This window comes from Actinoalloteichus sp. AHMU CJ021, assembly GCF_002895405.1.
Lineage (GTDB): Bacteria > Actinomycetota > Actinomycetes > Mycobacteriales > Pseudonocardiaceae > Actinoalloteichus_B > Actinoalloteichus_B caeruleus.
The window spans coordinates 1,674,847-1,700,808 of the sequence record NZ_CP025990.1 but is presented as its reverse complement, the minus strand read 5'-3'; the positions used below and the strand labels follow the sequence as shown (position 1 = coordinate 1,700,808).

The following is a 25,962-nucleotide window of genomic DNA, read 5'->3' as shown; positions in this document are numbered from 1 at the left end:
CCGTGCGGCGGGCACGCGGGTACCGGCCGACCGCGCCCACCGGGCACGGCGGCCCGTGCGGACCCGAGAGGGAGGGCCAGGCGCGCGGGGATCAGTCCGCCCGCGCGGAGGACGCGGGCATGGCGACCTCGGTCCGGACGCCGTCCGGCCAGCGCACCGCCACCGACTCCGGCCCGACGTCGACCGTCGGGTCGGGCGGCGTCCCGCCGTGGCCACCGCGGGTGCCCCGCAGCTCCACCACCGCCGCGAACACCCCGTGCGGCGACTCACCCCGCGCGGCCAGCCACGGAACGGCCGTCCAGTCCGCGAGCGGGCTGGTGCCGCGCTCCACCACCACCCCGGCGTGCGGCAGACCGACCAGCGGGCGGATTTCCGAGCTGAGCCGCGCGGTCGTCACCCGCGCACCGCACCCCGCCGTCGGCTGGTCGTCGTCCGCCACCGGCCAGCCGCCCAGGCGCACCGCCCGCCACCGCTGGCCGGGAGTGGGTGGCGCCACCCGGACGATCCGCACCTCCACGCCGTCCCGCACGACCGAGGCCACCGTCACCACCGGTCCCGCCGTCGCCGGCCCGGTCCGGCCCGAACCGTGGTCGGGGGAGGAGTCGCCCGTCGAGTCGACCCAGCGAACCCGGCCGGAGGAGGCGGCGACCAGCACGTCGGGTGACCGGTGCTCGGCGAGGAGCGTCCCGAATCCCGTGCGGTGGGTGGCGCGTCCCCCGGCATCGAGCAGGACCACCGAGTTGTCCAGCGGGTCCGCCACCGTCGGACCCGTCAGCGGCGGGACCGTGGCCGTCGAGTACCCCAACCGGGCGTAGAGCGGGGAGTCGGCGACCTCAGCGCCGAGGACCGCGTGGTCGGTCCCGTGGTTGACGGCGGTGACGATGCCGTCGCGCCGCCGGGCGGTGACCAACCACCCGGGGGCGGTGACCACGGAGGACACGTCCGCCGTCTCCACCGGCAACGGCAGCTCCTGGTCCGTCCACACCGGGTGGTCGGCGGGCAGCGCCAGCCCGAGCATCCCCTTGGCCGCCCAGTACGGGGACGCCGGACCCGAGTAGGACTGCCGCATCCCCGGCCACCCGTGGTGCCAGCCCAGGGACAGCAGCCCGTCCCCGCCCAACGCCCCCCGGTCGACGAAGTGCCGCAGGACGCCACTCGCGGCCCGGCGGGCCTGACCGGGGGCGACACCGCCGGTACCGGCGAGGGCCCCCACCCAGAAAGGCGCCGAGGCGGCGAACCGGTAGACCAGGCTGCGCCCCTGGAGCAGCGGGGAACCGTCCGCGCCCACCAGCGAGACGGCGTCCCGCAGGTACCGGCGCAGGTCGCCGGCCCACGTCTCGCGCAACGCGGGCGGGCACAGGGAACCGACGACGTCGAACCACTCGGCCCACAACAGCGGGTACAGGTGCAGCGCCCACCCGGTGTAGTGGTCGTAGGCGCGTTCCTCGGCGTGGTCGCTCAGCCACCCGTCGGGTCGTCGCAGCGACGCGTGCACCGCCAGGTCCGCCTCGACGTCCTCCCTGGACCAGGGGCCGCCGACCTCGCGGAGGAACGACTCCACCACGATCCGGAACCACACCCAGTTGATCGGCGGGTACGGCTGGCCGACGACGGTGCCCAGCCATTCGACGGTCCGCTGGCGCACCCCGTCGTCCAGCCGATCCCACAACCACGGTCGGGTGAGTTGGAGGATGAGCGCCACCGAGGCGGCCTCCACCTTCGCCTGCCCCAGCTCGTCCGGGCGGGGCCAGCGCTCCGGTGACGCCGGGTCGGTGCCGGCGGCCAGGCCCTCGGCGTACCTCTCCAACAGGCCCGTCGGGTCCGCGCCGCCCGCCCCCGCCACCCGGAACCCGGCCAGCAGGAAGGTCCTGGCGAAACCCTCCAACCCGTCGGAGAGCACGCCGTTGCGGCTCGCCGGCCCCGGCAGGTCGTACCGCGCGCCCAGCGGGGAGCGGTGGCGGGCGACGGCGGTGAGCATGTCGTCGGCGACCGCCTCCCAGTGCCGGCGGGTCCACCCCGTGCGCGGTGAGAGGTCCCTGTCCTCGGCGGGGATCACGCCTGCACCGCCAGCGACTCGCGGGTGACGGGAGCCAGCGGCGGCAACCCGGCCGCGTAGCGTTCGAGTTCGGTGAGCGCCGCCGCGCTCAGCTGCCGCGTCTCGGAGCCCAGCGAGCCCGCGACGTGGGGGGTGAGCACCACGTTGGGCAGGGTGTACAGCGGAGAACCCGAGGGCAGCGGTTCCGGGTCGGTGACGTCCAGGACGGCGTACAGGCGACCGCCCGCGCACGCCCGCTCCAACGCCTCGGTGTCCACCAGCGCACCGCGAGCGGTGTTGACCAGCACCGCGCCGTCCCGCAGCTCCGCCAGCTCGGCCGCGCCGACCAGGTGCCGGGTCTCCGGCAGGGAGGGGGCGTGCAGGCTGAGCACGTCGGCCAGGGGCAGCGCCTCCGCCAACGGCACGGGCTCCGCCCCCGCCGCCCGCACCGCCGCCGGGTCGGCCACCGGGTCCACCACCAGCACCCTGGCGAGGTCCAGCCGGGTCAGCAGTTCCGCCACCCGGCGGCCCACCCGGGAGAACCCGACCAGGACCACCACCCGACCCCGACCGGACAGTTCGCCGTGCCGTTCCCGGTAGCCCCAGTCGGCGCGGTGCACCCGCGCGTCCGCCGCCAGGAACGGGATCTTCTTGAAGGCCCACAACACGGCGGCCAGCGTGTACTGGGCCACCGGCTCCGCGTTCGCGTCGGCGGCGGTCGTGACCCGAACGCCCCGGTCGAACACGGCGTCGGTGACGTGCCCCCGAACACTGCCCGCGGCGTGCAACACCGCCCGCAGCCGGGGAGCCGCGTCCAGCACCTCGGCGGTCAACGGCGGACAACCCCAGGAGGTGATGAGCACCTCCGTCTCGGCCAGCCGGCGCAGCGCCGCCGGGGAGGACAGGTCGTGGGCGACCACCGGGTCACCCAGGGACGCCGCCGCCCGCAGCCGGGCGAGCTCCTCCGCCCCGAAGAGGGTGTCGAACCACGACGGGTCGAGCACCAGCGTCGTCTCCGGCCGCGACCGGGGGCGCCGTCCACCGCCGTCGGTCCCGTGCTCGCCGGGCAGGACCGGCCCCTCCGGCGCGCTCACTTGACGCTCCCGGCGGCCAGCCCGGAACGCCACTGGCGTTGGAGCACCACGAAGGCCACGATGAGCGGGACCACCGCCAGCAGCGAGCCCGTGATGACGAGCGGGGTGTAGGACGGGAACTGGGTCACGCGCGAACTCCACTGGTAGAGACCGAGGGTGATGGGGAACAGCTTCGGATCGGTGAGCATGACCAACGGGAGGAAGAAGTTGTTCCAGATGCCCACGAACTGGAACAGCAGGATCGTGACCACCCCAGGGCGCATCAGGGGCAGCGCCACGGTGAAGAACGTGCGCAGCTCCCCCGCGCCGTCCATGCGGGAGGCCTCCAGCAGCTCCCCGGGGATCGCGGCCTCCGCGTACGCCCTGGCCAGGTAGACCCCGAACGGGTTGGTGAGCAACGGGATGAACACCGCCCAGAACGTGTCCACGATCCGCAGCTCGGACGCCAACAGGTACAGGGGCAGCGCCAGCGCGGTGGTGGGGACCAGCACTCCGGTGAGCGTGACCGCGAACAACGCCCGACGACCGGGGAAGTCCAGCTTGGCGATCGCGTAGCCGCAGGCCGAGCAGATCAGCGCCCCCAGCAGCGCGCCCACCCCCGCGTACAGCAGCGAGTTGACCGCCCAGTGCAGGAAGACGCCGTCCTCCTCGGCGAGGAGGTCCCCGACGTTGGTGCCGAGGTTCCACTCGCCCAGCTCGAACGCCCCCGTGGTGGAGAAGTCACCGAGGCTCTTGGTGGAGGAGGTCACCAGCCAGACCAGCGGGAGCACGCTGTACAGCGTCGCCAACACCAGGACGACGTGCACCGCGCTCCGGGAGGTCCACCTGCTGCCGTTCCGGTGCGCCCCGTTCATCCGGACCTCCTCGTGGACAGCCGCATCACCAGCGCCGAGAGCACCGCGCAGGCCAACGCGAGGAGCAGCGAGGCCGCCGCCGCCCGGCCGTAGTCGTTGGTGATGAACGCCGCCTCGTAGACGTACAGGCTCGGGGTCCAGGTGCTGGTCACCGAGCCGGTGAACGAACGGAGCACCAGCGGTTCGGTGAACAGCTGGAGGGAACCGATGACCGTGAACACGAGCGCGACGAAGATCGTCGGTCGGATGATCGGCACCTTCACCGACAGCGCGGTGCGCACCGGGCCGGCGCCGTCGATCCGCGCCGCCTCCAGCACGTCACGGGGCACGGTGCGCAACGCGGTGTAGAAGATGATCATGTTGTAGCCCATCCACTGCCAGGTGGCCATCGTGACGATCGAGGGCAGCACGCCCTCCGACCCCAGCGGATCCCACGGCAGGACGTCGTTGAGGGGGCCGATCCCCGGGCTGAACAGGTAGGCCCACACCAGGCCGGCGATGACGCCGGGCACCGCGTAGGGCAGGAACACCGCGAGCGACCACACCTGGCGCAGCCACACCACGGCCCCGTCCAACAGCAGCGCGAGGACCAGCGCGGCGCCCAGCATGAGCGGGACGTGCACCAGCGCGTAGCGGGCCACGTTCCACACCGACTCGGCGAAGGCCGGGTCCGACAGCACCGCGCCGTAGTTCGACAGCCAGACGAAGACGTCCTCCGGGCCGGAGAAACCCAACCCGGACAACCGCTCGGTGAACAGGCTCAGGTAGAGCGCGTACCCGATCGGCACCAGCACGGTGGCGAGCAGCAGCAGCGCGAACGGGGCGACCAGCAGCAGCGGGGCCAACCTGGCCCGACCCGCTCGCCCGCCCATCCGGCGGGGGGCGGGGGAGGGAGCCGGGCGACGAGCGGAGGAGTCCCCCCGGTCCGTGACGACGGTCATGCCGCACCACCGGCCCGCGCGGACAGCCCGCGTTCCCGCAACCCGGACAACGCCACGCCCTGCACCCGGCGCAGCGCGTCCGGGATCGTCGTCCGCCCGGCCGGCACCCCGCCGAAGGAGTCGGTGATGTTCGAGAACAGCCCCAGGGCGTTCGGCCCCCAGGTCCACTCGGGAACCCGCCGGTCCGCCTCCTCCAACACGTCGAACACCGGGTCGCCCACGAAGTAGTCCAACCCGACCTCGTCGCGGGCCACCTCCCGGTTGGGCAGGTAGCCGGGGAACGGCGAGGTGAACGTCGCCCCGATCCTCGGCACCTCCGGGTCGGTGCTCAACCAGCGGAGGAAGGTCATCGCCGCCTCCGGGACCTGGCTGTCCTCCGACACCCCGAAGGCGGTGCCGCCCTGCATCCCGTTGGCCGGCTCGCCGCCCCAGGTGGGCATCGTGGTGACCGCCCAGCGGCCGGTGTCGTCGGGAATCGACTTCTGCAACGTCCCCACGCTCCAGGACGCGCCGAGCAGCCCCCACAGGCGGCCCTCGTGCATGCTCGCGATCCAGTCCTGGGTGCCGGTGCCACCGCTGCCGACCAGGTCCGAGGAGATCAGGTCCTGCCAGTAGGAACCCGTCCGCAGCGTGCCCTCGCCGTCGACGTCGACCACCCAGGTGTCCCCGTCGATCCGCCACCACGGCTGGCCCGCCTGCCAGGACATCCCGGCGAAGAACGAGCCGTCGTTGAGCGGGAACGTCGTCAGCCTCGCCGCCGGGTCCGCCTCCCGCACCGCCTCGGCGGCCACTCGGAACTCGTCCCAGGTGCGGGGGACGGCGATGCCGTGCCGGTCGAAGAGGTCCGCCCGGTAGTAGAAGACCATCGGGGCGAGGTCCATCGGCACCGCCCAGGTACGGCCGTCCGGGCGGACCCCGCGCCAGGCCGCGTCCGAGTACCCCTCGGCGAGATCGCTCATGTCGTCGGTGATGTCCCGCAGCCCGCCGGTCGCCAGGACCTGGATCAGGCCCTGGTACTCCACGTGCAGGATGTCCGGCGCGTTGCGGGCCCGGATCGCGTTGGTCTGCTGCGCGTAGCCGCCGTCCAGACCGGCGGCGATGACGCTGAGCTCGACGTGCACCTCGCGCTGGGCGGCGTTGAAGGCCGCGACGTACCGGTCCATCCCGGTCAGCCACGACCAGATCCGCACCCTGGTCGCGCCGGAGGCGGTGGTCGAGGAGGAACAGCCGGACAGCGTCGCGCCGCCCGCGCCGAGGGCCGCCGCGCCCAGTGTCGCCCGCAGGAAGGCACGCCGCGACCAGCCGGTATCAAGCACCATTGCTTGGATGTCCCTTCTGGCGGTGGTTCGCGTCACTCCACCGTGTGAGAGAGTTCGACGTCAATCGTTGCGAGCGGAACCGAACGGAAACGAACAGGAACGAAAGTGACCGGGGTCTCGTCACCGGCGGGACCGGCTCCCGCCGACGAGGGGACCGGCCCCGGTCGGGCTCGCGCCGACGCCCCCGCCGACGACCCACGCGGAGGAGGACCACGATGCTGGCCTCACAGCGGCAGGAGCTGATCCTCGCCCTGGTGCAGCGGCACGGGACCGTCCGGCTGGCCGATCTCGCCGAACGGATGGGGGTCACGGCGGTCACCGTGCGCCGGGACGTCACGGCCCTGGCGGACCGAGGTCTCGTGCAACGCGTCCACGGCGGGATCACCCGCCCGCACCGGCCGAACCGCACCCCCACCGCACCCCGCCCAGCCCTCGGCGGGGCGTCCGGCAGAACCCTGGTCGGGATGGTGGTGCCCTCCGTCGAGTACTACTGGCCGCACGTCGTGCAGGGCGCCCAGGCGGCCGTGGCCTCGGCCGGGAGCAGACTGGTCATGCGCGTGTCCAGCTACGACCCGACCGAGGACCGCCGGCAGATCAGCGCGCTGGTCGACCACGGCGTCCGCGTCGTCCTCGCCGCCCCCGTGGTCCACGGGGACGCCGGCCTCGACCTGCTCCGCTGGCTGGGGAGCCTGCCGGTGCCCGTGGTCCTGATGGAGCGGTTACCGCCGCCGGAGCTGTCGACCCTCGCGCTCGACGCGGCCACCACCGCGCACGCCCTCGGCGCGGGCCTCGGGGTGCGCCACCTGACCGCCCTGGGGCACCGGGCCGTCGCCCTGGTCACCTCCCGGACCAGCCCCACCAGCACCGCGCTGCGCGCCGGGTGGGCGGCCACCACCGCCGAACTCGGCCTCCCCCACGACACCGACCTGGACATCGAGGTGCCCAGCTACGGGACGCCCGGCTGGCCACCCGTCTACGACGAGGTCCTGCTCCACTGCGCGGAGCGGGGGGTGCGGGCGATGCTCGTCCACGCGGACCGGGAGGCGATCGGCATGGTCGAACGGGCCAGGGACCTGGGCATCGACGTGCCGGGGCGCCTCGCGGTCGTCTCCTACGACGACGAGGTCGCCGCCGCCTCCGACCCCCCGCTCACCGCCGTGCGCCCGCAGAAGCACCGCCTCGGTCAGCTCGCGGTCGAACTGGCCCTGGGCAGGGCGGCCGAGGGCGACCGGCGACCGGTGCACCGCGTCCAGCTCTGGCCCACCCTGGAGGTCCGGGAGTCCTGCGGAGCCGCCGCCCCCGCCAGCGAGCTCTGAGGGCCCCGCCCGCTCCGGCCCGCCTGGCCCGGTGGCCCGGTGGCCCGGAACGCGGCCGCCACCGCTCCGCGCGGCACCTGCCCCACCCCCGCGGTTCGGCGCGTGCTGCCCCGGCGCAGAGGGCACCGATTCTGGTGAGGCTGCCTCGGGAGCGGCGCGGAGTCGCTAGCGTCGGCCGGGCAGGTCGTTCTTCGTCGGAGGCCCCCATGAGTGCACGACCGACCCCCTCGACCCACCCGCTGCCCGGAGACGGACCGACGCCCTGGCCCGTGTTCTCGGTGGCGGAGCGCGGCGACGACATCGTGGCCGAGACCCCCGTTCCGGTCCCGGACCACCTGCCGAGGGAGATCCTCGGCTGGGCCACCACCGCCGCCCTGCTGTGGCCACTGGCCCTGATGCCCCTCCTCAGCCAACTGCTCGGAGCAGGGCACGTCCCGTGGTGGTGGGCGCTTCCCTGTGTCCTCCTGGTGTTCCTGGCCGCGGTGGTCACCGAGATCACCTACGACGCCGCCCACCGGATCTACGGGCAGCGCGCCACCGCGCTGCGGATCGCCGAGGTGCCCGCCCTGGCGGGCTGTGCCGCCGCCGGCGTCGGTACCTCAGCGCTGCTGCTCGGCCCCTGGCCTCCCGCCGACGGCGCCCCGTTCGACGTGGTGCTCGGTGCGCTGCCGGGCGCCCTCGGCGCCCTGTGCCTCCTCCTCGCCGGAGTGTCCGCGCTCCGAGCGCGACGCCGACTCCGCTACGTGCGGACCCGCCAGCGGACCATCCGGGCCCTCCGCGAGTGGGGCCGATCCGAACCCGGGGTGCTCACCGCCGTCGAGTTCCACCGGGAGTGGTCGGGCGGCAACCCACGTTTCGCCGCCACCGTGGAGGTCCCCGGCGCCCAACCCTCCCGGACGATCCGCGCCCACCTGGTGACCACACCCGACCAGGTCCCCCGCCTGGGCAGCGCGGTCCTGGTCACCACGGACCCGTCGGATCCGGCCGTCGTCCTCGTCGACCTCCCCGCCGAACCGCCTCCCCGCTTCGAGGCGGACGGCGGACGCTACCGGCAACCGTCGAACTAGCCGGGCTGAGTGGCGGGCTGGGCCCGCCTCCCCATCGACGGTTGGGACCGGTCGGACGAGGTGACGACGACCCACGCCCGCCCTGACCCCTCCGGACGCGCGGCGCGAGCCCGGAGGGAGCCGGGAGGAGGCCGCAGGGCGGACGGTGGGTCGATCCGGGGGAGGACCCACGTCGTCATCCGGCGGGCTGCCGCCCTGGTCGAGTCCTCGGGTGGGGGCGGCAGGGGAGGAGGGCCGGCCACGGCGGCCCCGGCGAGCTGTCGCGGTGGAGGAGGCCGGGGCTACCGGGAACGGCGAGGTCAGCCGGGCCCCACGACCGCTCCCCCTGTCACGGTGCGGCGACGGCCAGTACGCCGGTCTCCGTGCCCAGCATGAAGTCCGGGAACACGATGATGCTGTCGCCGTGTCGGTGGGCCCGGCCGGACAGGGCCCGCCCGGTGCTGCCCGGGTCGGCGGCCAGCGGGCCGATCTCCCTGGTCGAACCGTCCGCCAGCGCGACGGCGATCAGCGTGGCTTCCTCGCCGGCGGAACCCCCGTTGGAGATCACCAGGGCCTCCCCGTCCTCGACGCCGAGGAGCACGTGTTCGCAGCTGGTGGCGACGCCCTCCCACGCCACGGCGCCGGTCGTCACGTCGATGCGGGTCAGGTTGTGCTCGCAGCCGCCGCCGGGCGTGACGATGCGCAGCAGCAGGCTGTCCGGAGTGGTCAGGACCGTGTGCGGCGGGGCGTCCCCTCGCAGCGGGCTCTGCCCGAGCGCCGGCGGTGGACCTTCCAGCACGAGGTCGTGCGTGATGCTCCCGTCGTCGGGGTCGAACACCACCACCGGGCTGGCCGTCGAGTTCAGGGGGAAGTGCCCGAGGACCGGCGGATCGGTGGACAACAGCTCGGTGCCGGTGGGCTCCCCCAGCGGGATCACCGACTCCGGGACGAGGGTCTGCCACCGCACCTCCCCGGTCGCCGCGTCGATCCGGGCCACGTACCGGTGGTCATCGCCCAAGGTCAGGTTCCTCGGTCGGCAGTCGCCGTGCACGTAGAAGCTGTCCGGGGCCGGGGTGAAGCCGTACACCGAGCACCGGGCCGGCTGTTCCGGGTCCGCGACGGGGTTGGGCATCCGCATCAGGTCCCACAGCTCCTCGCCCGAGTCGGCGGAGAAGGCGCGCATCCTCCCTCCGTCGTAGTCGGCCAACACCACACCGCTGGTGACGGCCGGTCGACGGAGACCGATCTCGTCGGGCTGCGCAGGGTGTTGTTCGACCTCCCACACCGTCTCCCCCGTGTCGAGGTCCACCGAGGACAGCAGGTTGCACAGCTCGCCAGCCTCGCCGTGCACGACGAACACCCGGTTCTCGTGCGTCTCGGCGCTGACGGCGCAGTACGAGCTGCCCTCCGGAGCCGGCCGTTCCCACGTCGGCTCGCCGGTGCCCAGGTCGTGGCCGACCATCGTCCAGTACTCCGCCCGCACGGCGGTGCTCTCGGTGACCCAGCTGCCGAGCAGGTCGTTCTCGTAGGGCTGGGTGACGGGAGCCGGTGCCGCCCACAGCGGCTCCGTCGGCGCACCTGGAGGTTCCGAGGCCACACCGCCCGCGGCGGGATCGGGCGCCGGGGGGTCCTCGCTGCCGCCCCGGGTCAGGACGACGGCGGCCACACCGGCCAGGACGACGGCTGGCACCGTGACGAGCGCGATGACCAGGCCTCGTCGCCGGGGCTTCCGGGGCGGCGGCCCGGCGGGCTGCCCGTGGTTCCAGGGGGGCGGTGCCTGCCCGCCGGAGCCCGGGGGCGCTCCCGCCCAGCCCTGGGGGTTGGCTCCGCCCTGCCAGGGGCCGGGTTGGCCGCCGCCCTGCCACGGGTTCGGTTGGCCGCCGCCCTGCCAGGGGCCCGGACCCGGCTGGTCGCCACCGCCGCTCACCGTCTCCCCCTCCGGCTGTCCCCTGACGCGGCGGTGCTGGTCGCCGACGCGCCGCGCGCCGGCCGAGGTGTGGTGTCCATCCGTTCCTGGTGCCCCCGTCGTTGTCCTTCGGCCGGGTCGGGGAACTCCCCCCACCGTCCCGGCTCGACCACGTATCCGGCGCGGGCGGTCACCCGCCGTGCCGATGCCGACCGGACTCTAGCCCCAGGGGCGGACCCGATGGGGTGGTTTCGGCGGAGCCTGCTCCGACGAGGAACGTCACCAACGGTGACGCGGGTGGGGCTCCGCCGCGTCCCCGAGCCAGGGGGTGGGCTCTGAGGCCAGCGCTCGGGGCGCTCGGCCGACGGCGTCCTTGGGAGCACGCGGACCCAGGACGAGACGGTTCGCGGAGGCCGGCCGCCGGGCACCCGCCTCCGCGAACCGATCCGGGCTCAGGGCGCGTCGAACGCGAGCACGGCGGTCCTCGTCATCGCCGAGTCGACCGGGAAGACGACGACGCTGTCCCCGTTCCGGTGCGCGCGGCCCGTCAGCGGCAGCCACACCGACTCCGGGTCACCCCCGAGCGCGCCCAGGTGCCGCACCTGGCCGTCGGCCAGCGCCACCGTCGCCAGGGTCGGCGCACCGTTCGAGGAACCCACCGACACCAGCAACGGCTCCTCGCCCTCCACCGCGACCGGCAGCTGACCACAGGTGGTCTCGTCCGTCTCCCAGGCGATCGAACCGGAGTTCAGGTCCACCCTGGTCAGCGTCTCCTCGCACTCCCCCACGGCGGACCTGAGCACCAGCCCGCTCCCGTCGGACCAGGTCGGCACCGGCGGCGCCGCGCCCTGTTCCGGTTCGGGGTCCACCCCGATCGGAAGGCCGTCCACCACCAGGTCATGGGTGAGCGTGCCGTTCTCCGGGTCGAAGACCGCGATCGGCCCCGACTCCTCACCCCGCACGACGAGCCCGATCACCGGGGGGTTCGCGGAGAGCAACCGCACCGAGCCGGTCGTGCCCTCCTCGATGACGTCCCCGGGGACCACCGTCTGCCAGACGACCGCCCCGGTCTCCAGCGCGACCCTGGCGACGAAGCGCTGCGCCTCGCCGAAGGCGAACCGTTCGGGGGCGCAGTGCCCGCTGACGACGAGGAACCCCTCGGCCGGGGCGGCCTCGGTGGCACGGCAGGGCCTGGCCTCGGCATCGGCCGCGATCGGGTTCGGCAGTTCGACCTCCCACCGGATCTCACCCGTACCCGCGTCGTGCGCGGTGAGCCGTTCGGGGACGACGGAGGTCAGGGCGACACCGTTGGCCACCACGGGCCGCAGCACCGCGCCGGGGTCCGCCTCGTCGGCCTCCGGTGCGACCTGCCAGCGCGTCTCCCCGCTGTCCAGGTCGACCATCGAGAGCTGGTCGCAGACGTGCCCGACGCCGTGCGACACGACGATGCCGTTCTCGTGGGTCTCCGCGCTCAATCCGCAGTACCGCTCGTCGCCGGAGGACGGCAGCTCCCAGCGGACATCCCCGCTGGCCAGGTCGTAGCCGATCACGGAACCGGCCTCCGCGCGGACCGCCGTCGTCCCCGTCACCCAGGAGCCCAGCAGCTCGTGCGCGAACGGGTCCTCCGAGGCGACGGGAACGTGCCATCTCGGCTCCTGGGCTTCGCCGACCGGCACCGCGCCGTCGACGCCCTCCCCGTCCTCCACCTCGGTGCCGGCGGCTGCCGGGGACCCGGACGGTTCGTCCCCGCCTCGGGTCAACACCACGGTCAGCACGATGCCCAGCACGACGACGGGAACCGCGACCAGCGCGGCGAGCAGACCGGTCCGACGCGGACGGGGCGGCTGGGGCGGGGGGTAGCCGGGCGCCCAGGGCCCCGGCGCCGGCGGCGGGGGCACCGGCTGCCACCCGGTCCCGGCCTGGGGCTGGTCCCCGCCCGGCGGTGGGAACGCGTGACCGTGCGCGGCGGCCGCCTCCGTCGGTGGCGGGACGGCGCCGGGCATCGGCGACCCGGACCACGGCGTTCCCCCGGTCTCGCCGGGGGGCTGGTCGGGGCCGGGGGTGGGGTGCGCCTCGCGGTCCTCGGAGGACGGTGGCGGGGTGGCCGACGAACTCTCGGGCCGGGGCGACGGGGGAGTGTTCTCGGGGTCGGTCACCGCGTCGACCTCCGCATGCCTCGGCACGCCATCGCGGCAACGACACGGGTCACCGACCCGGGTTGGGAAAAGACGGACATGTTCCTCTGGTCCTACTCGTCCGTGGAGGGAGAACGGACGGGGCGCTCGGGTCGAACTCCGACGCCTGCCCCGCCCCCACGGAAACCGGTGGGGCCCACTGCGGGCGCTCTTCCGGAGCAATCTAGGCCCCGCCCAACCCCCGGGCGGGCGACCTTCCCGCCCGTGCGGGGGAACCGTGGCCGAAAACCCGCGTTTCGCCGGTGCCCCCGGCCCCGGCATCTCCGCCAGACGGATGATCCGCCCCCGACCCGGCTCGCCCCGCCGGGCACGGCCGACACCCCGGCAGGGCTCGACCCGGCGCGGTCCGACCTCGGTTCCGGCCAGTGGAGCCGAGCCGCGACCTCGTTCCGCGTGGGAGCCCCGGGGGCTGGTCTCACCCCTGGCCCGACCGGCGCCGGATCGCCGCCCGCGCCAGCTCGGCGGCCCGCACCCAGTGCGGCGCGCCCACCCCCTCGGCGAGGGCACGCGCCCGGTCGTAGTGCTCGACCGCCGCGCCAGGACGCCCCAGGGTCCACGCCAGGTCGCCGAGGTGGTGGGCCACCGGGCGCAGCGCCACCAGGCCACTGCCCGCCCCGGCGATCTCCGCCTCGGCCGGCGACAGTTCCTCGTACAGCCGGTCCGAGGTCTCCCGGTCCGCCAGCAGCGACGCCGACACCGCCCGCAGGCACAACCGGGCCTCAAGGAACAGGTCGTGAGGCGACTCCGGCACGCGGCACGCGGCCTCCCGCGCCTCGGCGATCCGCCCGGCGGCCAGGAGCCGCAGCGGGCGGCACCAGGGTTCGTAGTCGTCCGCGTCGCCGCCCGCCGCCACCCGGACCTCCCCGCCGGCCGAGGCCGGTGGGTCCCACCGGAGGCGGTGGCAGAACGACGCGAACTCGCGCAGACCCCGCTCGAGCCCGAACATGCCCGTCCCAGCCAGCCGCGCCGCCGCCGCCCGGTAGGCGGCGGTCCCGGCTGCCTCCCGGCCCGAGACGGAGGTGCGCATCGCCCGGTACCAGGCCGTGAGGACGCCGACCAGCGGCGACTGGTACTCCCGGCCCAGCCGGTCCGCCTCGGTCGCGTGGCGGTCGGCGGCGGTGAGATCCCCCAACGCGGAGCGTGCCTGGAGCGACACGAGTTCCCCGAGGATCTCGAAGGTCACCAACGAGTGGTCCCGGGCCAGCAGCGCCAGTTCCCCGCCGAGCGCGGCCCGCTGGTCCGCCAGGCCGGCACGCCAGAAGGTCTGCATGAAGCGCGCGTTCAGCGCCAGGGCCACCACGGCCGGATCCCCCGACTCCCTCGCCAGGCGTTCCGCCTCTTCGGCGGCCGCCAGAGGGCGGCTGTCCCGGCCGCCCCGCAGTTCCAGGGCCAGCGTGGCCAGCAGCCTGGCGCGGTCGACCACCCGGTCGGCCGGCAGGCGGACCACCACCCTGTCGACGAGGTCCGCGATTCGCCGGGCCAGCCGCTGGTCGTCACTCGCCGTCCACACCGCCGGCACGTCGAAGGCCGTCAGCGCCCGCACCACCTGGTCGTCCCCCAGCCGTTCCGCCAGGTCGAGCGCCTCCGACCGGCAGGAACGCGCCCCGGCGAGATCGCCGGCGACCGCGAGCGCCCGCACGAGCCCCAGGACGAGGTCGAGCCGTTCCTGGGCGGCCTCGTCCTCCGCCGAGGCCCCCCGGAGGCGGACCGCTGAGTCGTGCGAGTCCAGGGCGTGCCGCCACCACCGGGCCGCCTCCTCCGAGGCGAACCGGGCCGCCGCGTCCGTCGCGGCGATCCGCGCGTACCGGACCACCTGGTCCGCCCGCTCCCGGTCACCCGTCAGCACGAGGTGGTGCGCGATCGTCGTCACCTCCCACGGCCGCAGCCGTTCCACGACGTCGGCGACGGCGCCGTGCGCGCGAGCGCGTCGTGGCCCCGACAGCTCCTCGTACACCGCGTCGCGCACCAGGGCGTGCGCGAACCTGAGCCTTCCGACACCGCCCTCGACCAGGAACCCGGCGCCCGTCGCGAGGTCGAGGGCGTCCAACACCCGTTGTTCGTCCCCGACCACCGCCACCAGGACCGCCGTGTCGAACTCGGTCCCGATGACGGCGGCCCACGAGAGCACCGACGCCGCCGACGCGGGCAGCCGGGTGACCCGGTAGCGCACCACGTCCCGCACCCCGGGTGGGACCTCGGCCAACGCCTCCGTCCCCTCCGCCAGGAGCAGGCGGGCCAGTTCACGGACGAAGAACGGGTTGCCGCCCGTGCGTCCGCGCACCGCCGCCGCCGTCGCGGCGTCGACAGGGCGCCCGGTGATCGAGCCCATCAACCCCGACACCTCGTCCCGGTCCAGCCCGCCCAGCGCCACCCGGACCGGTTCGGCTCGCGCCACCTGCCCCAAGAACCTCGTCAGGGGCGGCGGTGGGTCCGTCGTCCGGTAGGTGCCCACCACCAGCACGGGCCCGGTGACTCCTCCGGTCACCAGCGTGGAGAGCAGGCGGAGGGTTTCCTCACCCGCATGGTGGAGGTCGTCCAGCACCACCAGCACCGGTCCGTGCGCCGCCGTCTCCGCCAGGAACCGCGCCACCTCCCGATGCCACCGGAACCGGGCGGCCACCGCGTCCCCGGCTGCCGCCCCGCCCCTGGTGGGCGCGGTGCCGAGACCCGTCGCGACCAGGGCGTTCAGGACCTGCTCCCATGCCCAGTCCTCCGCCGTGCCCGTCTCATCCGGGTTCGCTCCCCAGGCCACCAGCCACCCCCGCCCCGCGACCGTGGCGGCCAGGGCCTCCGCGAGGGCGGTCTTGCCTCCGCCCGCCTCCCCGGTGACCAGCGCGAGGACCAGCCCGTCCCGTGCGACCGCGTCCGCCGCGGCGCCATCCACGGCCGCCAGTTCACCCGCCCGCCCGACCAGGCGGGGGCACGCGTGCGGACCGGGCAGGCCACCACCGCCGGGGCCGCCCAGCGCCGAGTCGGCCGCCGCCGGGCCTGAGGAGGCGGCGGCCGCCCGCCCGCGCCGGTTCGGCGTCGAGGCACCCGACCGCCCCCCGGCCCGATCGGTACCGAGGGGCTCGACGGGTCCCGCCGCCGGTGCCACCGGGCTCTCCCGTCCTGTCGAGGAGGGGCCGCCCGGGTCGGAACCGCCGGTGTCACGCTCCCACGGCCACTCCGCCGGCAGCAGGTGCTCGGCCTGCGCCAACACGTCCGCCTCCAGCCGGCGCAACTCCGGCCCCGGATCCACTCCCAGCTCCTCGGCCAGCACCCGGCGCGCGCGGCGCAGGGCGGACAAGGCGTCGCCCTGCCTCCCGCCCCGGTACAGGGCCAGCGCCAGGAGCCGCCACCCCTCCTCCCGCCACGGGTGCCCGACCACCTGCGCCTCCAGGTCGGGCACCGCCTCCGGCCCCCGGCCCCCGGCGAGCAGGGCGGCCGCCCTGCGCTCCACCGCCACCAGCCGTGACTCGTCGAGGCGGTTGATCTCCGCCCGCGCCCACGGGTACTCCTCGAACCCCGCGTACGCCGGACCGCGCCACCACCCGAGCGCCTCGTCGAGCAGCGCGAGGGCCGAAGCGGGCCGACCGGAGGCGAGCAGTTCACCGGAGTCGGCGACGGCCGCCTCGAACCGTCGCGCGTCCACCGCGTCGGGGTCCACCCGCAGCGCGTACCCGGGAGGGGAGGTGACCAGCAGCCGGGCCGGGGCCCGAGGAGGCCGGTCGGGTTCCAGCACGCGGCGCAAGGCCGAGACGAAGGTCCGCAACGCTCCCACGGCGCCGGCGGGCGCGGGATCCCACAGGTCATCGACCAGGCGGTCCACCGGAACGACGCGACCCCGCGCCACCAGCAGCCTGGCCAACACCGCGCGGTGCCGGGGGCCGGGCAGGGCCAGCGGTCCTCCCGCGTTCCCGGCCGCCAGCGGACCGAGCACCGAGAACCACACCGACGAGGTCACCGACATCCTCTCCGCAGCCACCGGTCCGGCACTGTAACCGCGCTGGGGCACCACGGCAGCCGGGGTGTGGTGACCCCGAGGAAGTCGTTCTCCGGCGCCGCATGGTCGACGAGCACCGTCCCAGTGACGGTGGGGAGCACCGGCGGCCACGCGCGCCACCTCCACCGTCGCGGGACGCGTGATCGGTGCCGCCGACGCCGGACCGGTGCGCCGGCCCGTGGGCGGGAGTCGGCTGGCCCTGACCACCGCGCCGCCGAGCGGGCACCCGGCCGCTGTCTCGGGCGGGGCCCGATGGCCACCACCCGGCCCTCGCGCTGGAGCCGGCGGAGGACGTCGACCTCGTTCTGGGGGAGTTCCCCGGCGGGGGGAGAGCACGTAGCCCAGGCGTCCTCGGATCCGGCACCCGAATTCGGCGCCAGACCCCGCCGGGTGGGCCGGCTCGTTCTCACGTGGCCGGCGAGACCAGCGCGGTGGCGCGCCGCGCGGTCCACGCTCATCCCGCGCTGACCCAACGCTGACGTGGTGCTCATCGCCTCGGCACACGCTCGGGGCATCGGCGTCACCCGGACGCCGCACCCGAGCGGAAGACACGAGATGAACAGCGACGTCCGCATCACCGGATTCGACTACCAGCGGGTCCCCGTCACAGGGGGAGTCGAGTTGAACGTCGCCGTGGCGGGCACCGGGAGCCCGGTCGTCCTCCTCCACGGCTTCCCCCAGACCCACCTCATGTGGCGGCACGTGGCCGCTGACCTGGCCACCGACCACACCGTCCTCTGCCCCGACCTGCGGGGCTACGGGGCCAGCGACAAGCCCGCCGACACGGACGGGACCACCTACGCGAAGCGACGCATGGCCGAGGACGTCGTCACCCTCGCGCACGCGTTCGGGCACGAACGCTTCGCGCTGGCCGGCCACGACCGGGGGGCGCTGGTGGCGTTCCGCGCGGGACTCGACCACCCCGACGCCGTCACCCACCTGGCGGCGCTGGACGTCGTCCCCACCCTCGACACCTGGGACGTGCTGCGTGGGGTCAGCGCCGCCGTCGGATTCCACCTCTACCTGATGGCCCAGCCGCCCGGGCTCCCGGAGGCCCTGATCGGGGCGGCGCCGGACGCCTTCTTCGGCCACTTCCTCGACGTGTGGGGCCAGGACCCGGACGCCGTCCCGGCGGAGGTGCGGGCCGCCTACCTGCGGGCCTCCCGGGAGGCGGTTCCCTCCATCGTGGCCGACTACCGGGCCTCGGCCACCGTCGACATCGAGCACGACGAGGCGGACCGGCTGGCCGGCAACCAGCTGCGGATGCCCGTCACCGTCCTCCAGCAGGACTGGGGCGCCGCACTCGGCTACGACGCCGGCGAGGTGTGGCGACGGTGGGCCCCCGACCTCGCCCACTCGACGGTGTCCGCCGGGCACTTCATGGCCGAGGAGTCGCCCGGCGAGGTCGTCCACGCGCTGCGCGCCCTGCTGGCGCGCTGAACGGCCGACCGGTGTGTCGGCCGGACGAGGAGGGCTGCCCCCTGGTGCCGGCGTCACCCCTGCCGGCGTTCCGTGCCATCCCGGCGGCGTCCCGCCGACGGCGTGCTACCGGCCGGGCCGTCGTCGCCCCTTCCCACCGCCTGGCCCGACGGGACCGGTATCGGCGCGAACCGAACCGTTCGGGCCGGCCAGGGGCGACGACGGCGTTCGGGGAACCGGTCAGCGCAGGGTGCCCAGGGCGTCCGCGCTGAAGGGGGTGAGCTCCTCCTCGCGTCCCTCCAGGACCTTGCGCGCCCACTCGGGGTCGGCCAGCAGCGCGCGGCCGACGGCGACGAGGTCGAACTCGTCACGCTCCAGCCGGTCCAGCAGCCGGTTGACGCTCTCCACGCCGGCGCCCTGACCCGCGAAGAGGGCGGCGGGTTCGAAGACGGAGTCGAGGCCGACCGACCCGACGGTGATCACGGGCTTCCCGGTCAGCTTGCGGGTCCACCCTGCCAGGTTCAGGTCGACACCCGAGTCGGGGAACTCGGGCTCCCAGAAGCGGCGGGTGGACGCGTGGAAGGCGGTCACGCCCGCCTCGGACAGCGGGGTGAGCAGCCGCTGGAGCTCGTCGGGGGTCTCGGCCAGTCGCGCGTCGTAGTTGTCCGCCTTCCACTGCGAGAAGCGGAGGACGACGGGGAAGTCGGGAGCGACGCGTTCGCGCACGGCGGTGATGACGTCGGTGGCGAAGCGGGTGCGGGCGACGAGGTCGCCGCCGTAGCCGTCGGTCCTCCGGTTGGTGCGCTCCCAGAGGAACTGGTCGATCAGGTAGCCGTGCGCGCCGTGCAGCTCGATCCCGTCGAAACCGATGCGTTCGGCCTGGTGGGCCGCTTCGGCGAACGCGGTGATGACGCGGTCGATCTCGGTGGGGGAGAGGGCCTCACCGGCTCCCTCGGTGCCGTCCAGCGCGATCCCGGACGGGCCGACCGAGGGGGCCTCCGGGAAGGGCGGGTTGCCGGCGGGGCGTTGGATGCCCACGTGCCACAGCTGGGGCATGATCCGGCCGCCGGCGGCGTGCACCGCCTCGACGACGTGGCGCCAGCCGGCGAGCGGCGCCTCGCCGTGGAAGCGGGGCACGCTCTCCACGTCCCCGGCCGAGGGGTGGTCGATGTAGGTGCCCTCGGTGATGATCAGCCCGGTGCCGGCCGCGGCCCGGCGGGCGTAGTAGTCGGCGACATCCGTTCCTGGGACGCCTCCCGGTGAGAAAGCCCTGGTCATCGGGGCCATGACGAGGCGGTTCGGCAGTTCCGCCGAACCCAGGGTCAGCGGGCGGGCGAGGGCCTGGGCGACGCGAGTGGACATGGGGCTGGACTCCCGGGAGGTCGACGAATTGCTCCTTTGAAAGATACAGTTTCTGCCAGAAAATGCAACTGTGTCTGCGACGTTTTCGGCTCGGCATGTGGTGGCCGAGTAGGCTGCGGGGACGAACGGGGAGGTGCGACGGTGCTGGACATCAGGTTCTCCAGTGCGCTGGCCGTCATGTTCTTCCTGGCCATCGCCGAGGAGGAGGGCGCGCCGGTCGTGAGCAGCGGCCAGCTCGCCGAGCGCGTCGGCGCCAACCCCAGCCTGGTCCGCAAGCTCCTCGTCCCCCTGGGGCACGCTGGTCTGGTCGAGTCGATCAAGGGGCGGGCCGGCGGCACCCGACTGGCGCGACCGGCCGAGGCCATCACGCTGGCCGAGATCTACCGCTGTGCAGTCGGGGACAAGCCGTTGTGGGTGTGCCGGCCGGAGGTCGAGAGCGGGTGCGTCGGTGCCGCGCACGCCTCCGCCTACTTCGAGGACCTCACCGCACGAGCCGAAGGCGCGGTGCTGGCCATGCTCAACCAGGAGACGCTCGCCGACGGCCTCCGAGCGAGCCGAAGCCACTGCGCCCCCGGTCACGCCGGTTGACCCCACCCTCCCGGTCCGCTGGCGAGGGCGCCGAGGGGGCTCTCCGCCGTGACCACCGCCCGTGCCCTGGGAGGCGGGACGCGCTCCGCTGGTCGGGCTCGCCCTCGTCGCTGGGTCCTGGTCTGTGCCGGCCGGCGGGGCACTCGTGGCCGGGGAGTTCAGGTGCGCGAACCCGTGTTGCCGGGGTGGTTCGCCAGCTCGGCCGGCATCCGGGAGCCGTTCCCGTCGGTCCCGCTCCCGGAGGGAGGAACGGCGCGGGGTCCCGCCAGGCCGATGGCGAGGGCGGCGAGGGCGAGGCAGGACGCGCTCCACAGCAGCGGCACGATGCCGACGGCTCCGACCAGGCCTCCCCCGAGGAGGGCGCCGAGCGCGATGGCGGCCGTGAACAGGCCCACGTAGAGGCCGGTCACCTCCTCGACGCGGTCGGGAGCCGACCGCTGCATCCAGAGCTGGCCGGCGACCGAGAGACCACCGTAGGCCAGGCCCCACAGGCCCATCGCCACCCCGGCGACCCCGGTCAGGCCCGCCGACGGCGCGAGCAGGGCGACGGAGGCGGCGATGCCGCCGGCCAGGAGCAGCACGGTCGCGCGCGGCCGCCGCGCCGCGAGGGCCCCGGCCGCGAAGTTCCCCACCAGTCCGAACACCCCGTAGACGAGGAGCGCCACGGCGATCCCGCCGGCCGTCATCCCGTGCCCCTCGAGGGCGGGGCGCACGTAGGTGTAGGCGGCGAAGTGGGCGGTGACGAGGACGACGACCACGGCCAGTCCGCCGACGACCGCCCTCGAAGCCAGTGGTGACCGGCCGGCCGGCACCCCAACGGCCGGCCCGGTCCGAGGCCTGGGCAACCGGGGCAGCGTGACCAGCAGGGCGGCGGCCAGGACGACGGCGCTCACGGCCAGCGCGACGAACGCCGCCCGCCACCCGAAGGCGTCGCCGATGACGGTGCCGGCGGGCACGCCGGCCACCGAGGCTGCCGCGACCCCGCTGACGGCGCAGGACACCGCCAGCGCCGCATGACGGGGCCCGACCAGGCGCGGGGCCACCGCCGCCGCCAGCCCCCACACCGCTCCCATCCCCAGACCGAGGATGACGCGGGAGACCACGAGAAGCCCGAACCCGTCCGCGACCGCGGTGAGCGCGTTCCCGGCCGCCAGCACGACCATCGACACCGCGAGGACCCACCGCCGGTCCACCCCACCCAGCACGCGGGGCACCACCGGCGCGGTGACCGCCGTGACCAGGCCGGTGATCGTCAGGCTGAACCCGGCCGTTCCCGAGCCGACCCCCAAGCCCTCGGCCATGGGCGTCAGCACGCCCACGGGCAGCATCTCCGAGGTGACGACCACGAAGGTGGACAGGGACAGGACGGCCAGCGCCACCCACTGCCAGGCGGTCGTGTGGTGGGAGCGGGTCCCGGCGGAAGCGGAGGAACTCATGCTCCCCAGGCAAGCAACGGGACGGCCGCCGAACAACGGCGATCTCCTCGCCGATCGATAAGCTGAGCTGATCGAACGCGGTCGGAGGGGGGTGCCGTGCACCAGGCCAACCTGCACCAGATCGAGTGCCTGCTCACGCTGGCGGAGGAGCTGCACTTCGGCCGCACCGCCGAGCGGCTCGGGTACTCGCAGAGCCGGGTCAGCCAGCTCGTCGCCGAACTCGAACGGCGGCTCGGGGTCCGGCTGGTCGAGCGCACCAGCCGGCGGGTCGCGCTGACGAGGTTCGGGGTCCAGTTCGTGGACGAGGTGCGTCCCGCCTACGAGGAACTGACGGCGGTCTACTCCCGAGCGCGTGATCGCGCGCGGAGGCGTGAGCTGCGTGAGCTGCGAGTGGGCTTCCACGGCGACGTCTACGAGGAGATCACCGAGGCCTTCCGGTCGCTGCGCGCCGAGCACGGGGTGTCGATGGCGCTGAGCGAGGTACCGCTGGGTTCGCCCTTCACCGCCGTTGTGGAGGGTCGGGTCGACGCGGCGGTGGTGGAGCTGCCATGCCACGAGGCCTCGCTCACCGTCGGGTACCGGTTCCCCCCGCAGGACCGGCTGCTGGCGGTCTCGACGAACCACCCGCTGGCCCGCCGGACGTCGGTCACGGTCGAGGAGCTGGCGGAGTGGGACGTCGTCCGCCCCCTCGGCGACGCACCCGACTACTGGATGGCCGCGAGGGTGCCGCGCGCGACGCCGGCGGGCCTGCCGATCTCCTCGTCCGTGGCCATCTCCACGATCCACGAGGGTCTCGCGACGGTCGCCGGCGGAGAGCACGTGATGCTGGTCTGCCGTCCGCTCGCGGACCGCGCGGCGCGCCGGGACGTTCGCTTCCTGCCGGTGACGGGCATGGAGGCGTCCTCCCAGCTCGGGTTGGTGTGGCGCCGTGATCGGGGTGGCGACCAGCTGGTCACCCTGGCGCGGTTGCTGCGCACCGCCTTCACGGTCGCCCCAGCGGGAGCTCGGGCGGCGACAGCGGCCGAGGAGGGGCCCGGAAGGTCGGCGTCCCCGGTCGTCGTGGGCTGACGCGGGTGCCGGGTGGGCCACCGGCCACCACCGGGGCTTCCGCTCGGGTGGGGCGGCGGGCCGCGCCGCGCCTTCGGAGGAGGGGGCGGGGCGAGGGCTTGAGGCCCTCCGTCCCGGGGCGGCGGCAGCCCACGAGCCCGCCGGGCCGTCGGACCCGGCCCGTCACGCAGTGCGCTGGCTGGCCGAGGTGGCGCGGCGGTTGGTCATGACGTGTGCGGGTGCAGGATGTGCGGCACCCCGGTCGGAGCGCACACCCAGTGGGCTCGGCTTCCCGGCGGTAGCTCCTCCAGCTCGTCGTTGGTGCCGACGCCGTGCGCCGCGAGGTGTCGGACGGCGTCGTCGAGGTCGTCGGTGGTCAGCTCCAGCCAGATGTCGGAGTGCGCGTAGTTGTCCACCCGGTCGAGCCACAGGGTGTAGGCGTCGAATCCACCCGCACCGAGCGCGAGACCATCCCGGTCGCCGCCGATGGTTCCTCGGTGACGTCGAGACCGAGCACGTCCCGGTAGAAGGCGACCGTGTCGTCGAAGCGCGCGGCGGGCAGTTTCATGGCGATGTTGGGGCCACCGCGGAACCGGGGACTGGGCATTCGTACCTCCTGGAGTGAAGTGCAACAGGATGATTGCACTAAATCCAGCGTTCATGCAATAGACTGGTTGCATGTCGCGGGATGGGAACGAGGACCGGATCGAGCGGGACATCCTCATCGAGGCCTCACCTCGAGTGGTCTGGGACCTGGTGTCCGAACCGGGCTGGTGGATCAACGGCGGCGAGATCACCCCGCACGAGCTCCGGGCCGACGGAGACGCCCGGGTCCTGGTCCGCGACCCGGAGCACGGCGTCTTCGCCGTGGAGACCGTCGACAGCCGTCCCCACGAGTACATCGCCTTCCGCTGGTACGGCGGCCCTTCGGAGGCTGGGCGCGTCGCCGCCCTCGGGCCTGGGAACTCGACGCTCGTCGAGTTCCTCCTCCGACCCGTCGGTACCTCCTCGGTCCGGCTGCGGGTGGTGGAGAGCGGCTTCGCGGAGCTGGACGAGACCGCACTGCTCCGGCGCAGGATGCTCGACGACAACACCGAGGGCTGGCGGCAGGAACTCGCGGCGCTCCACCGGCACGTCGGACGGACGGCGCGGTGAACGGGCCCGACCGGACGGTCGTGGAGATCTGTTCCGCTCTTGGGGACGACACGCGGTGGGCGATCCTCCGCAGGCTGGAGGCCGGTGCCGCCTCCGCCTCCGCCCTCGCCGAGGGCTTGCCCGTCACCCGGCAGGCGATCTCCCGCCACCTGGAGATCCTTCGGGGAGCCGGCCTGGTCGAGCGGGAGCGACACGGTCGGGAGTTGCGGTACAGGGCGGTGGGAACACGGCTCGGTGCCGCGGCCAACCAGCTGGGCCTGATGGCCGCGGCCTGGGACCGGCGGCTGGAACTCCTCCGGGAGCGGGCGACGTCGGGAACCGAGCCAGGGCAGCCCGGGGTGAGCGGTGGTCCGGGCTTCGGCGAGTGCGTCGCGCCACTGGGCCGCCACGGCCCGACCAACCCACGGCCCACCAGCTGATCAGGCCTCCTGGCCTGGCAGCCGCCCCTCGGGGTCACCTCCCGATCCAGAGGGGCCGCGCCATGACAGGGGTCGCCACGCCGGAAAGGCAGGGCGGATACGGTCCCGCCTCACGGCCATGCGGGGACGACATCCCGCGTCCGCTCACAGGACATCGACATCACCCCGCCCGACCTCGCGCCGCGGGCCCCCCGACCGGCCTCCGTGGCGGACCAGCAGCGGCTGCCCCGCCCTGGGCACGTCGGACTCGCCACGGACGACCGCGCGTCGCACTCCCTCCTCGGGGTGGCGGAGGGCGGCGTCGACGTGAGGCGCGACGGGAGAGCGAGGTCCTTCCTGGCATGCGCCTCGCCTCCGCCGGTTCCGCGAGCCCGGAATGTGGTGGGAGTCCTCGGGTAGCCCCCGTGCATGGGTTCACGGCGAGAGCGGCCGGCGTGGCTCGCCCCCGGCCGTGATCCGGCGCCGTGAGGACCGACGCGAGCCCCGACCCAGGAGAGCGACATGTTGCGCAGGAACGTCGCGGACGGTATCCACCGCGTGGAGCACGCCCACACCAACTGGTTCATCGTGGAGGATGACGACGGCCTCACCGTCGTCGACGCCGGGCTCCCGACCTCGTGGGAACCACTGCGGCAGGCGCTGGCCGACCTGGGCAGGCGTCTCCAGGACGTCGAGGCGCTGGTGCTGACCCACGGGCATTTCGACCACCTCGGCTTCGCCGAGCGGATGCGGTCCGAGCTGGGGGTTCCCGTCCTCGTCCACGACAACGACGTCCCGCTGACCCGGCACCCCCGCCAGTACGGCCGATCCCGGCCGCTCAGCTGGTACCTGGCCACCCAGCTCAGGGCGGCGCCGCTGGTCGCCGGATTCGTGAGGAACCGCGCGTGGTGGCCGAAACCGGTGGAGGAGGTGCACCGCATCCGGGACACCGAGCTGGTGGTCCCGGGAGGCCCTCGGGTGTTGTACACCCCCGGCCACACCTTGGGCCACTGCGCGTTCCACTTCCCCGAGCGAGACGCGGTCATCGCCGGTGACGCGGTGGTGACCCTCAACCCGTACCGGGGTACGACGGGCCCGCAGATCGTCTCCGGGGCCGCCACCGTCGACCCCGAACGCGCGCTGGAGTCGTTGGACGCGATAGCCGAGACCAGCGCGCGGACCGTGCTGGTTGGGCACGGCGACGACTGGACGGCGGGGGCCGAACGTCTGGTGGAGCTGGCCCGGCGGCACGGCCCCTCCTAGCTGGGAGAGCACCCGCATGCCCGTCGTCCGCGTCCCGTCACGTCAGGGCGGGCTAGCCGCGGGCGGGCGCCGTGGCGCGGGGTCACCGAGGCCGAACCCGTTCCTCCAGCGCACCCGTTGGCGACTTGGTGGCCGGTCCCGGGTCGGACGGCGGGTTCCGCGTCCACGCCCTGATCCCGCCGGGTGGTGGCGGATGACTGAGTCGATCCGCGTCCGCATCCGCCAGGACCAGGAACTGGTGCGCACCGGACACGTCACCATCCTCTCGACGCGGACTGACCCTGACGGTCGTTAGTGAGACGGTGGTCAGCATCCTCGTCGACGTCGCGGCCGGAACGATGTCGCGGTCCTTCAGGACGGCGGCCGGTGAGGACCCGGACGGGCGCCATCCGCACCGGCTGGACCGACCCAGCGCCAGCGGGTCAATGTCAACGGCAACTGTCCGCGAACCACGAAAAACCCTCCTGACCTGGATGGTGATCCCGATCAGGAGGGTTTCGATGGTGGTGGAGCTGAGGGGACTCGAACCCCTGACCCTCACACTGCCAGTGTGATGCGCTACCAGCTGCGCCACAGCCCCGTGTCACTCGCTCCCGGAGGACC

19 protein-coding genes and 1 tRNA gene are annotated in these 25,962 nt (G+C 74.3%); 8 read left to right on the top strand and 12 right to left on the bottom strand.

Features of this window, described 5'->3' with window-relative positions; genetic code table 11:
• Nucleotides 1-91: 91 nt before the first annotated feature.
• The 5 genes from C1701_RS06980 to C1701_RS06960 are packed head-to-tail and all read right to left on the bottom strand — an operon-like array spanning nt 92 to nt 6,243.
• Nucleotides 92-2,056: a DUF2264 domain-containing protein gene (locus C1701_RS06980; RefSeq protein WP_103055714.1), complete on the bottom strand. Its 1,965-nt coding sequence runs from the start codon at nt 2,054-2,056 to the stop codon at nt 92-94.
• The gene (locus C1701_RS06975; RefSeq protein ID WP_245588664.1) at nt 2,053-3,129 is read right to left on the bottom strand and encodes a hydroxyacid dehydrogenase; all 1,077 of its coding nucleotides are present in this window, start codon (nt 3,127-3,129) and stop codon (nt 2,053-2,055) included. Before C1701_RS06975 ends, C1701_RS06980 begins: the two co-directional genes overlap by 4 nt.
• On the bottom strand, nt 3,126-3,983 hold the full coding sequence (locus tag C1701_RS06970; protein ID WP_016699882.1) for a carbohydrate ABC transporter permease: 858 nt from the start codon (nt 3,981-3,983) through the stop codon (nt 3,126-3,128). Before C1701_RS06970 ends, C1701_RS06975 begins: the two co-directional genes overlap by 4 nt.
• Nucleotides 3,980-4,924 (bottom strand): carbohydrate ABC transporter permease, encoded by a 945-nt coding sequence (locus tag C1701_RS06965; protein ID WP_016699883.1) that lies wholly within the window; start codon nt 4,922-4,924, stop codon nt 3,980-3,982. The genes C1701_RS06970 and C1701_RS06965 overlap by 4 nt, the downstream gene beginning before the upstream one ends.
• Nucleotides 4,921-6,243: an ABC transporter substrate-binding protein gene (locus C1701_RS06960; protein ID WP_016699884.1), complete on the bottom strand. Its 1,323-nt coding sequence runs from the start codon at nt 6,241-6,243 to the stop codon at nt 4,921-4,923. The genes C1701_RS06965 and C1701_RS06960 overlap by 4 nt, the downstream gene beginning before the upstream one ends.
• 215 nt (nt 6,244-6,458) lie before the next feature.
• Here C1701_RS06960 and C1701_RS06955 point away from each other — a divergent pair, with 215 nt between their 5' ends.
• Together C1701_RS06955 and C1701_RS06950 are read left to right on the top strand one after the other, a co-directional pair.
• On the top strand, nt 6,459-7,559 hold the full coding sequence (locus C1701_RS06955; protein WP_016699885.1) for a substrate-binding domain-containing protein: 1,101 nt from the start codon (nt 6,459-6,461) through the stop codon (nt 7,557-7,559).
• A gap of 206 nt (nt 7,560-7,765) precedes the next feature.
• The gene (locus tag C1701_RS06950) at nt 7,766-8,626 is read left to right on the top strand and encodes a hypothetical protein (protein WP_155886011.1); all 861 of its coding nucleotides are present in this window, start codon (nt 7,766-7,768) and stop codon (nt 8,624-8,626) included.
• A gap of 328 nt (nt 8,627-8,954) precedes the next feature.
• On the opposite strand, the gene C1701_RS06945 is transcribed toward C1701_RS06950, so the two are convergent.
• From C1701_RS06945 to C1701_RS06935, 3 genes are all read right to left on the bottom strand, one after another.
• Nucleotides 8,955-10,532, bottom strand: coding sequence for an outer membrane protein assembly factor BamB family protein (locus C1701_RS06945; protein ID WP_157163087.1), 1,578 nt, complete (start codon nt 10,530-10,532; stop codon nt 8,955-8,957).
• 431 nt (nt 10,533-10,963) lie between these two features.
• On the bottom strand, nt 10,964-12,667 hold the full coding sequence (locus C1701_RS06940) for an outer membrane protein assembly factor BamB family protein (protein ID WP_103055713.1): 1,704 nt from the start codon (nt 12,665-12,667) through the stop codon (nt 10,964-10,966).
• Nucleotides 12,668-13,121: 454 nt separating this feature from the next.
• A complete protein-coding gene (locus tag C1701_RS06935; protein ID WP_337662176.1) occupies nt 13,122-16,673 on the bottom strand; it encodes a BTAD domain-containing putative transcriptional regulator in 3,552 nt (1,183 codons plus the stop codon).
• Nucleotides 16,674-17,246: 573 nt separating this feature from the next.
• Between C1701_RS06935 and C1701_RS06930 the strand changes: the two genes are divergently transcribed.
• Nucleotides 17,247-18,131: an alpha/beta fold hydrolase gene (locus C1701_RS06930; protein ID WP_030104090.1), complete on the top strand. Its 885-nt coding sequence runs from the start codon at nt 17,247-17,249 to the stop codon at nt 18,129-18,131.
• Between the two features lie 219 nt (nt 18,132-18,350).
• Here the strand turns inward: C1701_RS06930 and C1701_RS06925 are convergent, their stop codons facing one another.
• Nucleotides 18,351-19,472 carry an NADH:flavin oxidoreductase gene (locus C1701_RS06925; RefSeq protein ID WP_103055711.1) on the bottom strand — a complete coding sequence of 374 codons (1,122 nt, stop codon included), beginning with the start codon at nt 19,470-19,472 and terminating at the stop codon, nt 18,351-18,353.
• Nucleotides 19,473-19,613: 141 nt separating this feature from the next.
• Between C1701_RS06925 and C1701_RS06920 the strand changes: the two genes are divergently transcribed.
• Nucleotides 19,614-20,060: an RrF2 family transcriptional regulator gene (locus tag C1701_RS06920; protein ID WP_016698686.1), complete on the top strand. Its 447-nt coding sequence runs from the start codon at nt 19,614-19,616 to the stop codon at nt 20,058-20,060.
• Between the two features lie 158 nt (nt 20,061-20,218).
• Here the strand turns inward: C1701_RS06920 and C1701_RS06915 are convergent, their stop codons facing one another.
• Nucleotides 20,219-21,496: an MFS transporter gene (locus tag C1701_RS06915; protein ID WP_103055710.1), complete on the bottom strand. Its 1,278-nt coding sequence runs from the start codon at nt 21,494-21,496 to the stop codon at nt 20,219-20,221.
• 96 nt (nt 21,497-21,592) lie between these two features.
• Between C1701_RS06915 and C1701_RS06910 the strand changes: the two genes are divergently transcribed.
• The gene (locus C1701_RS06910; RefSeq protein ID WP_337662175.1) at nt 21,593-22,564 is read left to right on the top strand and encodes a LysR family transcriptional regulator; all 972 of its coding nucleotides are present in this window, start codon (nt 21,593-21,595) and stop codon (nt 22,562-22,564) included.
• A 203-nt stretch (nt 22,565-22,767) separates the two neighbouring features.
• Here C1701_RS06910 and C1701_RS27200 read toward each other — a convergent pair whose 3' ends face one another.
• Nucleotides 22,768-22,959 (bottom strand): VOC family protein, encoded by a 192-nt coding sequence (locus tag C1701_RS27200; RefSeq protein ID WP_211237445.1) that lies wholly within the window; start codon nt 22,957-22,959, stop codon nt 22,768-22,770.
• 262 nt (nt 22,960-23,221) lie between these two features.
• Here C1701_RS27200 and C1701_RS06900 point away from each other — a divergent pair, with 262 nt between their 5' ends.
• From C1701_RS06900 to C1701_RS06890, 3 genes are all read left to right on the top strand, one after another.
• Complete coding sequence (locus C1701_RS06900; RefSeq protein WP_035291273.1) at nt 23,222-23,698, top strand: hypothetical protein; 477 nt, start codon at nt 23,222-23,224, stop codon at nt 23,696-23,698.
• A complete protein-coding gene (locus C1701_RS06895) occupies nt 23,695-24,117 on the top strand; it encodes an ArsR/SmtB family transcription factor (protein ID WP_337662174.1) in 423 nt (140 codons plus the stop codon). Before C1701_RS06900 ends, C1701_RS06895 begins: the two co-directional genes overlap by 4 nt.
• Nucleotides 24,118-24,618: 501 nt before the next feature.
• A complete protein-coding gene (locus tag C1701_RS06890) occupies nt 24,619-25,359 on the top strand; it encodes an MBL fold metallo-hydrolase (protein ID WP_026417216.1) in 741 nt (246 codons plus the stop codon).
• A 504-nt stretch (nt 25,360-25,863) separates the two neighbouring features.
• On the opposite strand, the gene C1701_RS06885 is transcribed toward C1701_RS06890, so the two are convergent.
• Nucleotides 25,864-25,939 (bottom strand) — tRNA-Ala (locus C1701_RS06885).
• Between the last annotated feature and the right edge of the window lie 23 nt (nt 25,940-25,962).

What these genes read in the sequence shown, in the direction of transcription:
- C1701_RS06915 (WP_103055710.1), bottom strand. Translation starts at nt 21,496, where the DNA reads ATGAGTTCCTCCGCTTCCGCCGGGACCCGCTCCCACCACACGACCGCC.
- C1701_RS06925 (WP_103055711.1), bottom strand. Translation starts at nt 19,472, where the DNA reads ATGTCCACTCGCGTCGCCCAGGCCCTCGCCCGCCCGCTGACCCTGGGT.
- C1701_RS06960 (WP_016699884.1), bottom strand. Translation starts at nt 6,243, where the DNA reads ATGGTGCTTGATACCGGCTGGTCGCGGCGTGCCTTCCTGCGGGCGACA.
- C1701_RS06890 (WP_026417216.1), top strand. Translation starts at nt 24,619, where the DNA reads ATGTTGCGCAGGAACGTCGCGGACGGTATCCACCGCGTGGAGCACGCC.
- C1701_RS06970 (WP_016699882.1), bottom strand. Translation starts at nt 3,983, where the DNA reads ATGAACGGGGCGCACCGGAACGGCAGCAGGTGGACCTCCCGGAGCGCG.
- C1701_RS06950 (WP_155886011.1), top strand. Translation starts at nt 7,766, where the DNA reads ATGAGTGCACGACCGACCCCCTCGACCCACCCGCTGCCCGGAGACGGA.
- C1701_RS06955 (WP_016699885.1), top strand. Translation starts at nt 6,459, where the DNA reads ATGCTGGCCTCACAGCGGCAGGAGCTGATCCTCGCCCTGGTGCAGCGG.
- C1701_RS06965 (WP_016699883.1), bottom strand. Translation starts at nt 4,924, where the DNA reads ATGACCGTCGTCACGGACCGGGGGGACTCCTCCGCTCGTCGCCCGGCT.
- C1701_RS06930 (WP_030104090.1), top strand. Translation starts at nt 17,247, where the DNA reads ATGAACAGCGACGTCCGCATCACCGGATTCGACTACCAGCGGGTCCCC.
- C1701_RS06900 (WP_035291273.1), top strand. Translation starts at nt 23,222, where the DNA reads ATGTCGCGGGATGGGAACGAGGACCGGATCGAGCGGGACATCCTCATC.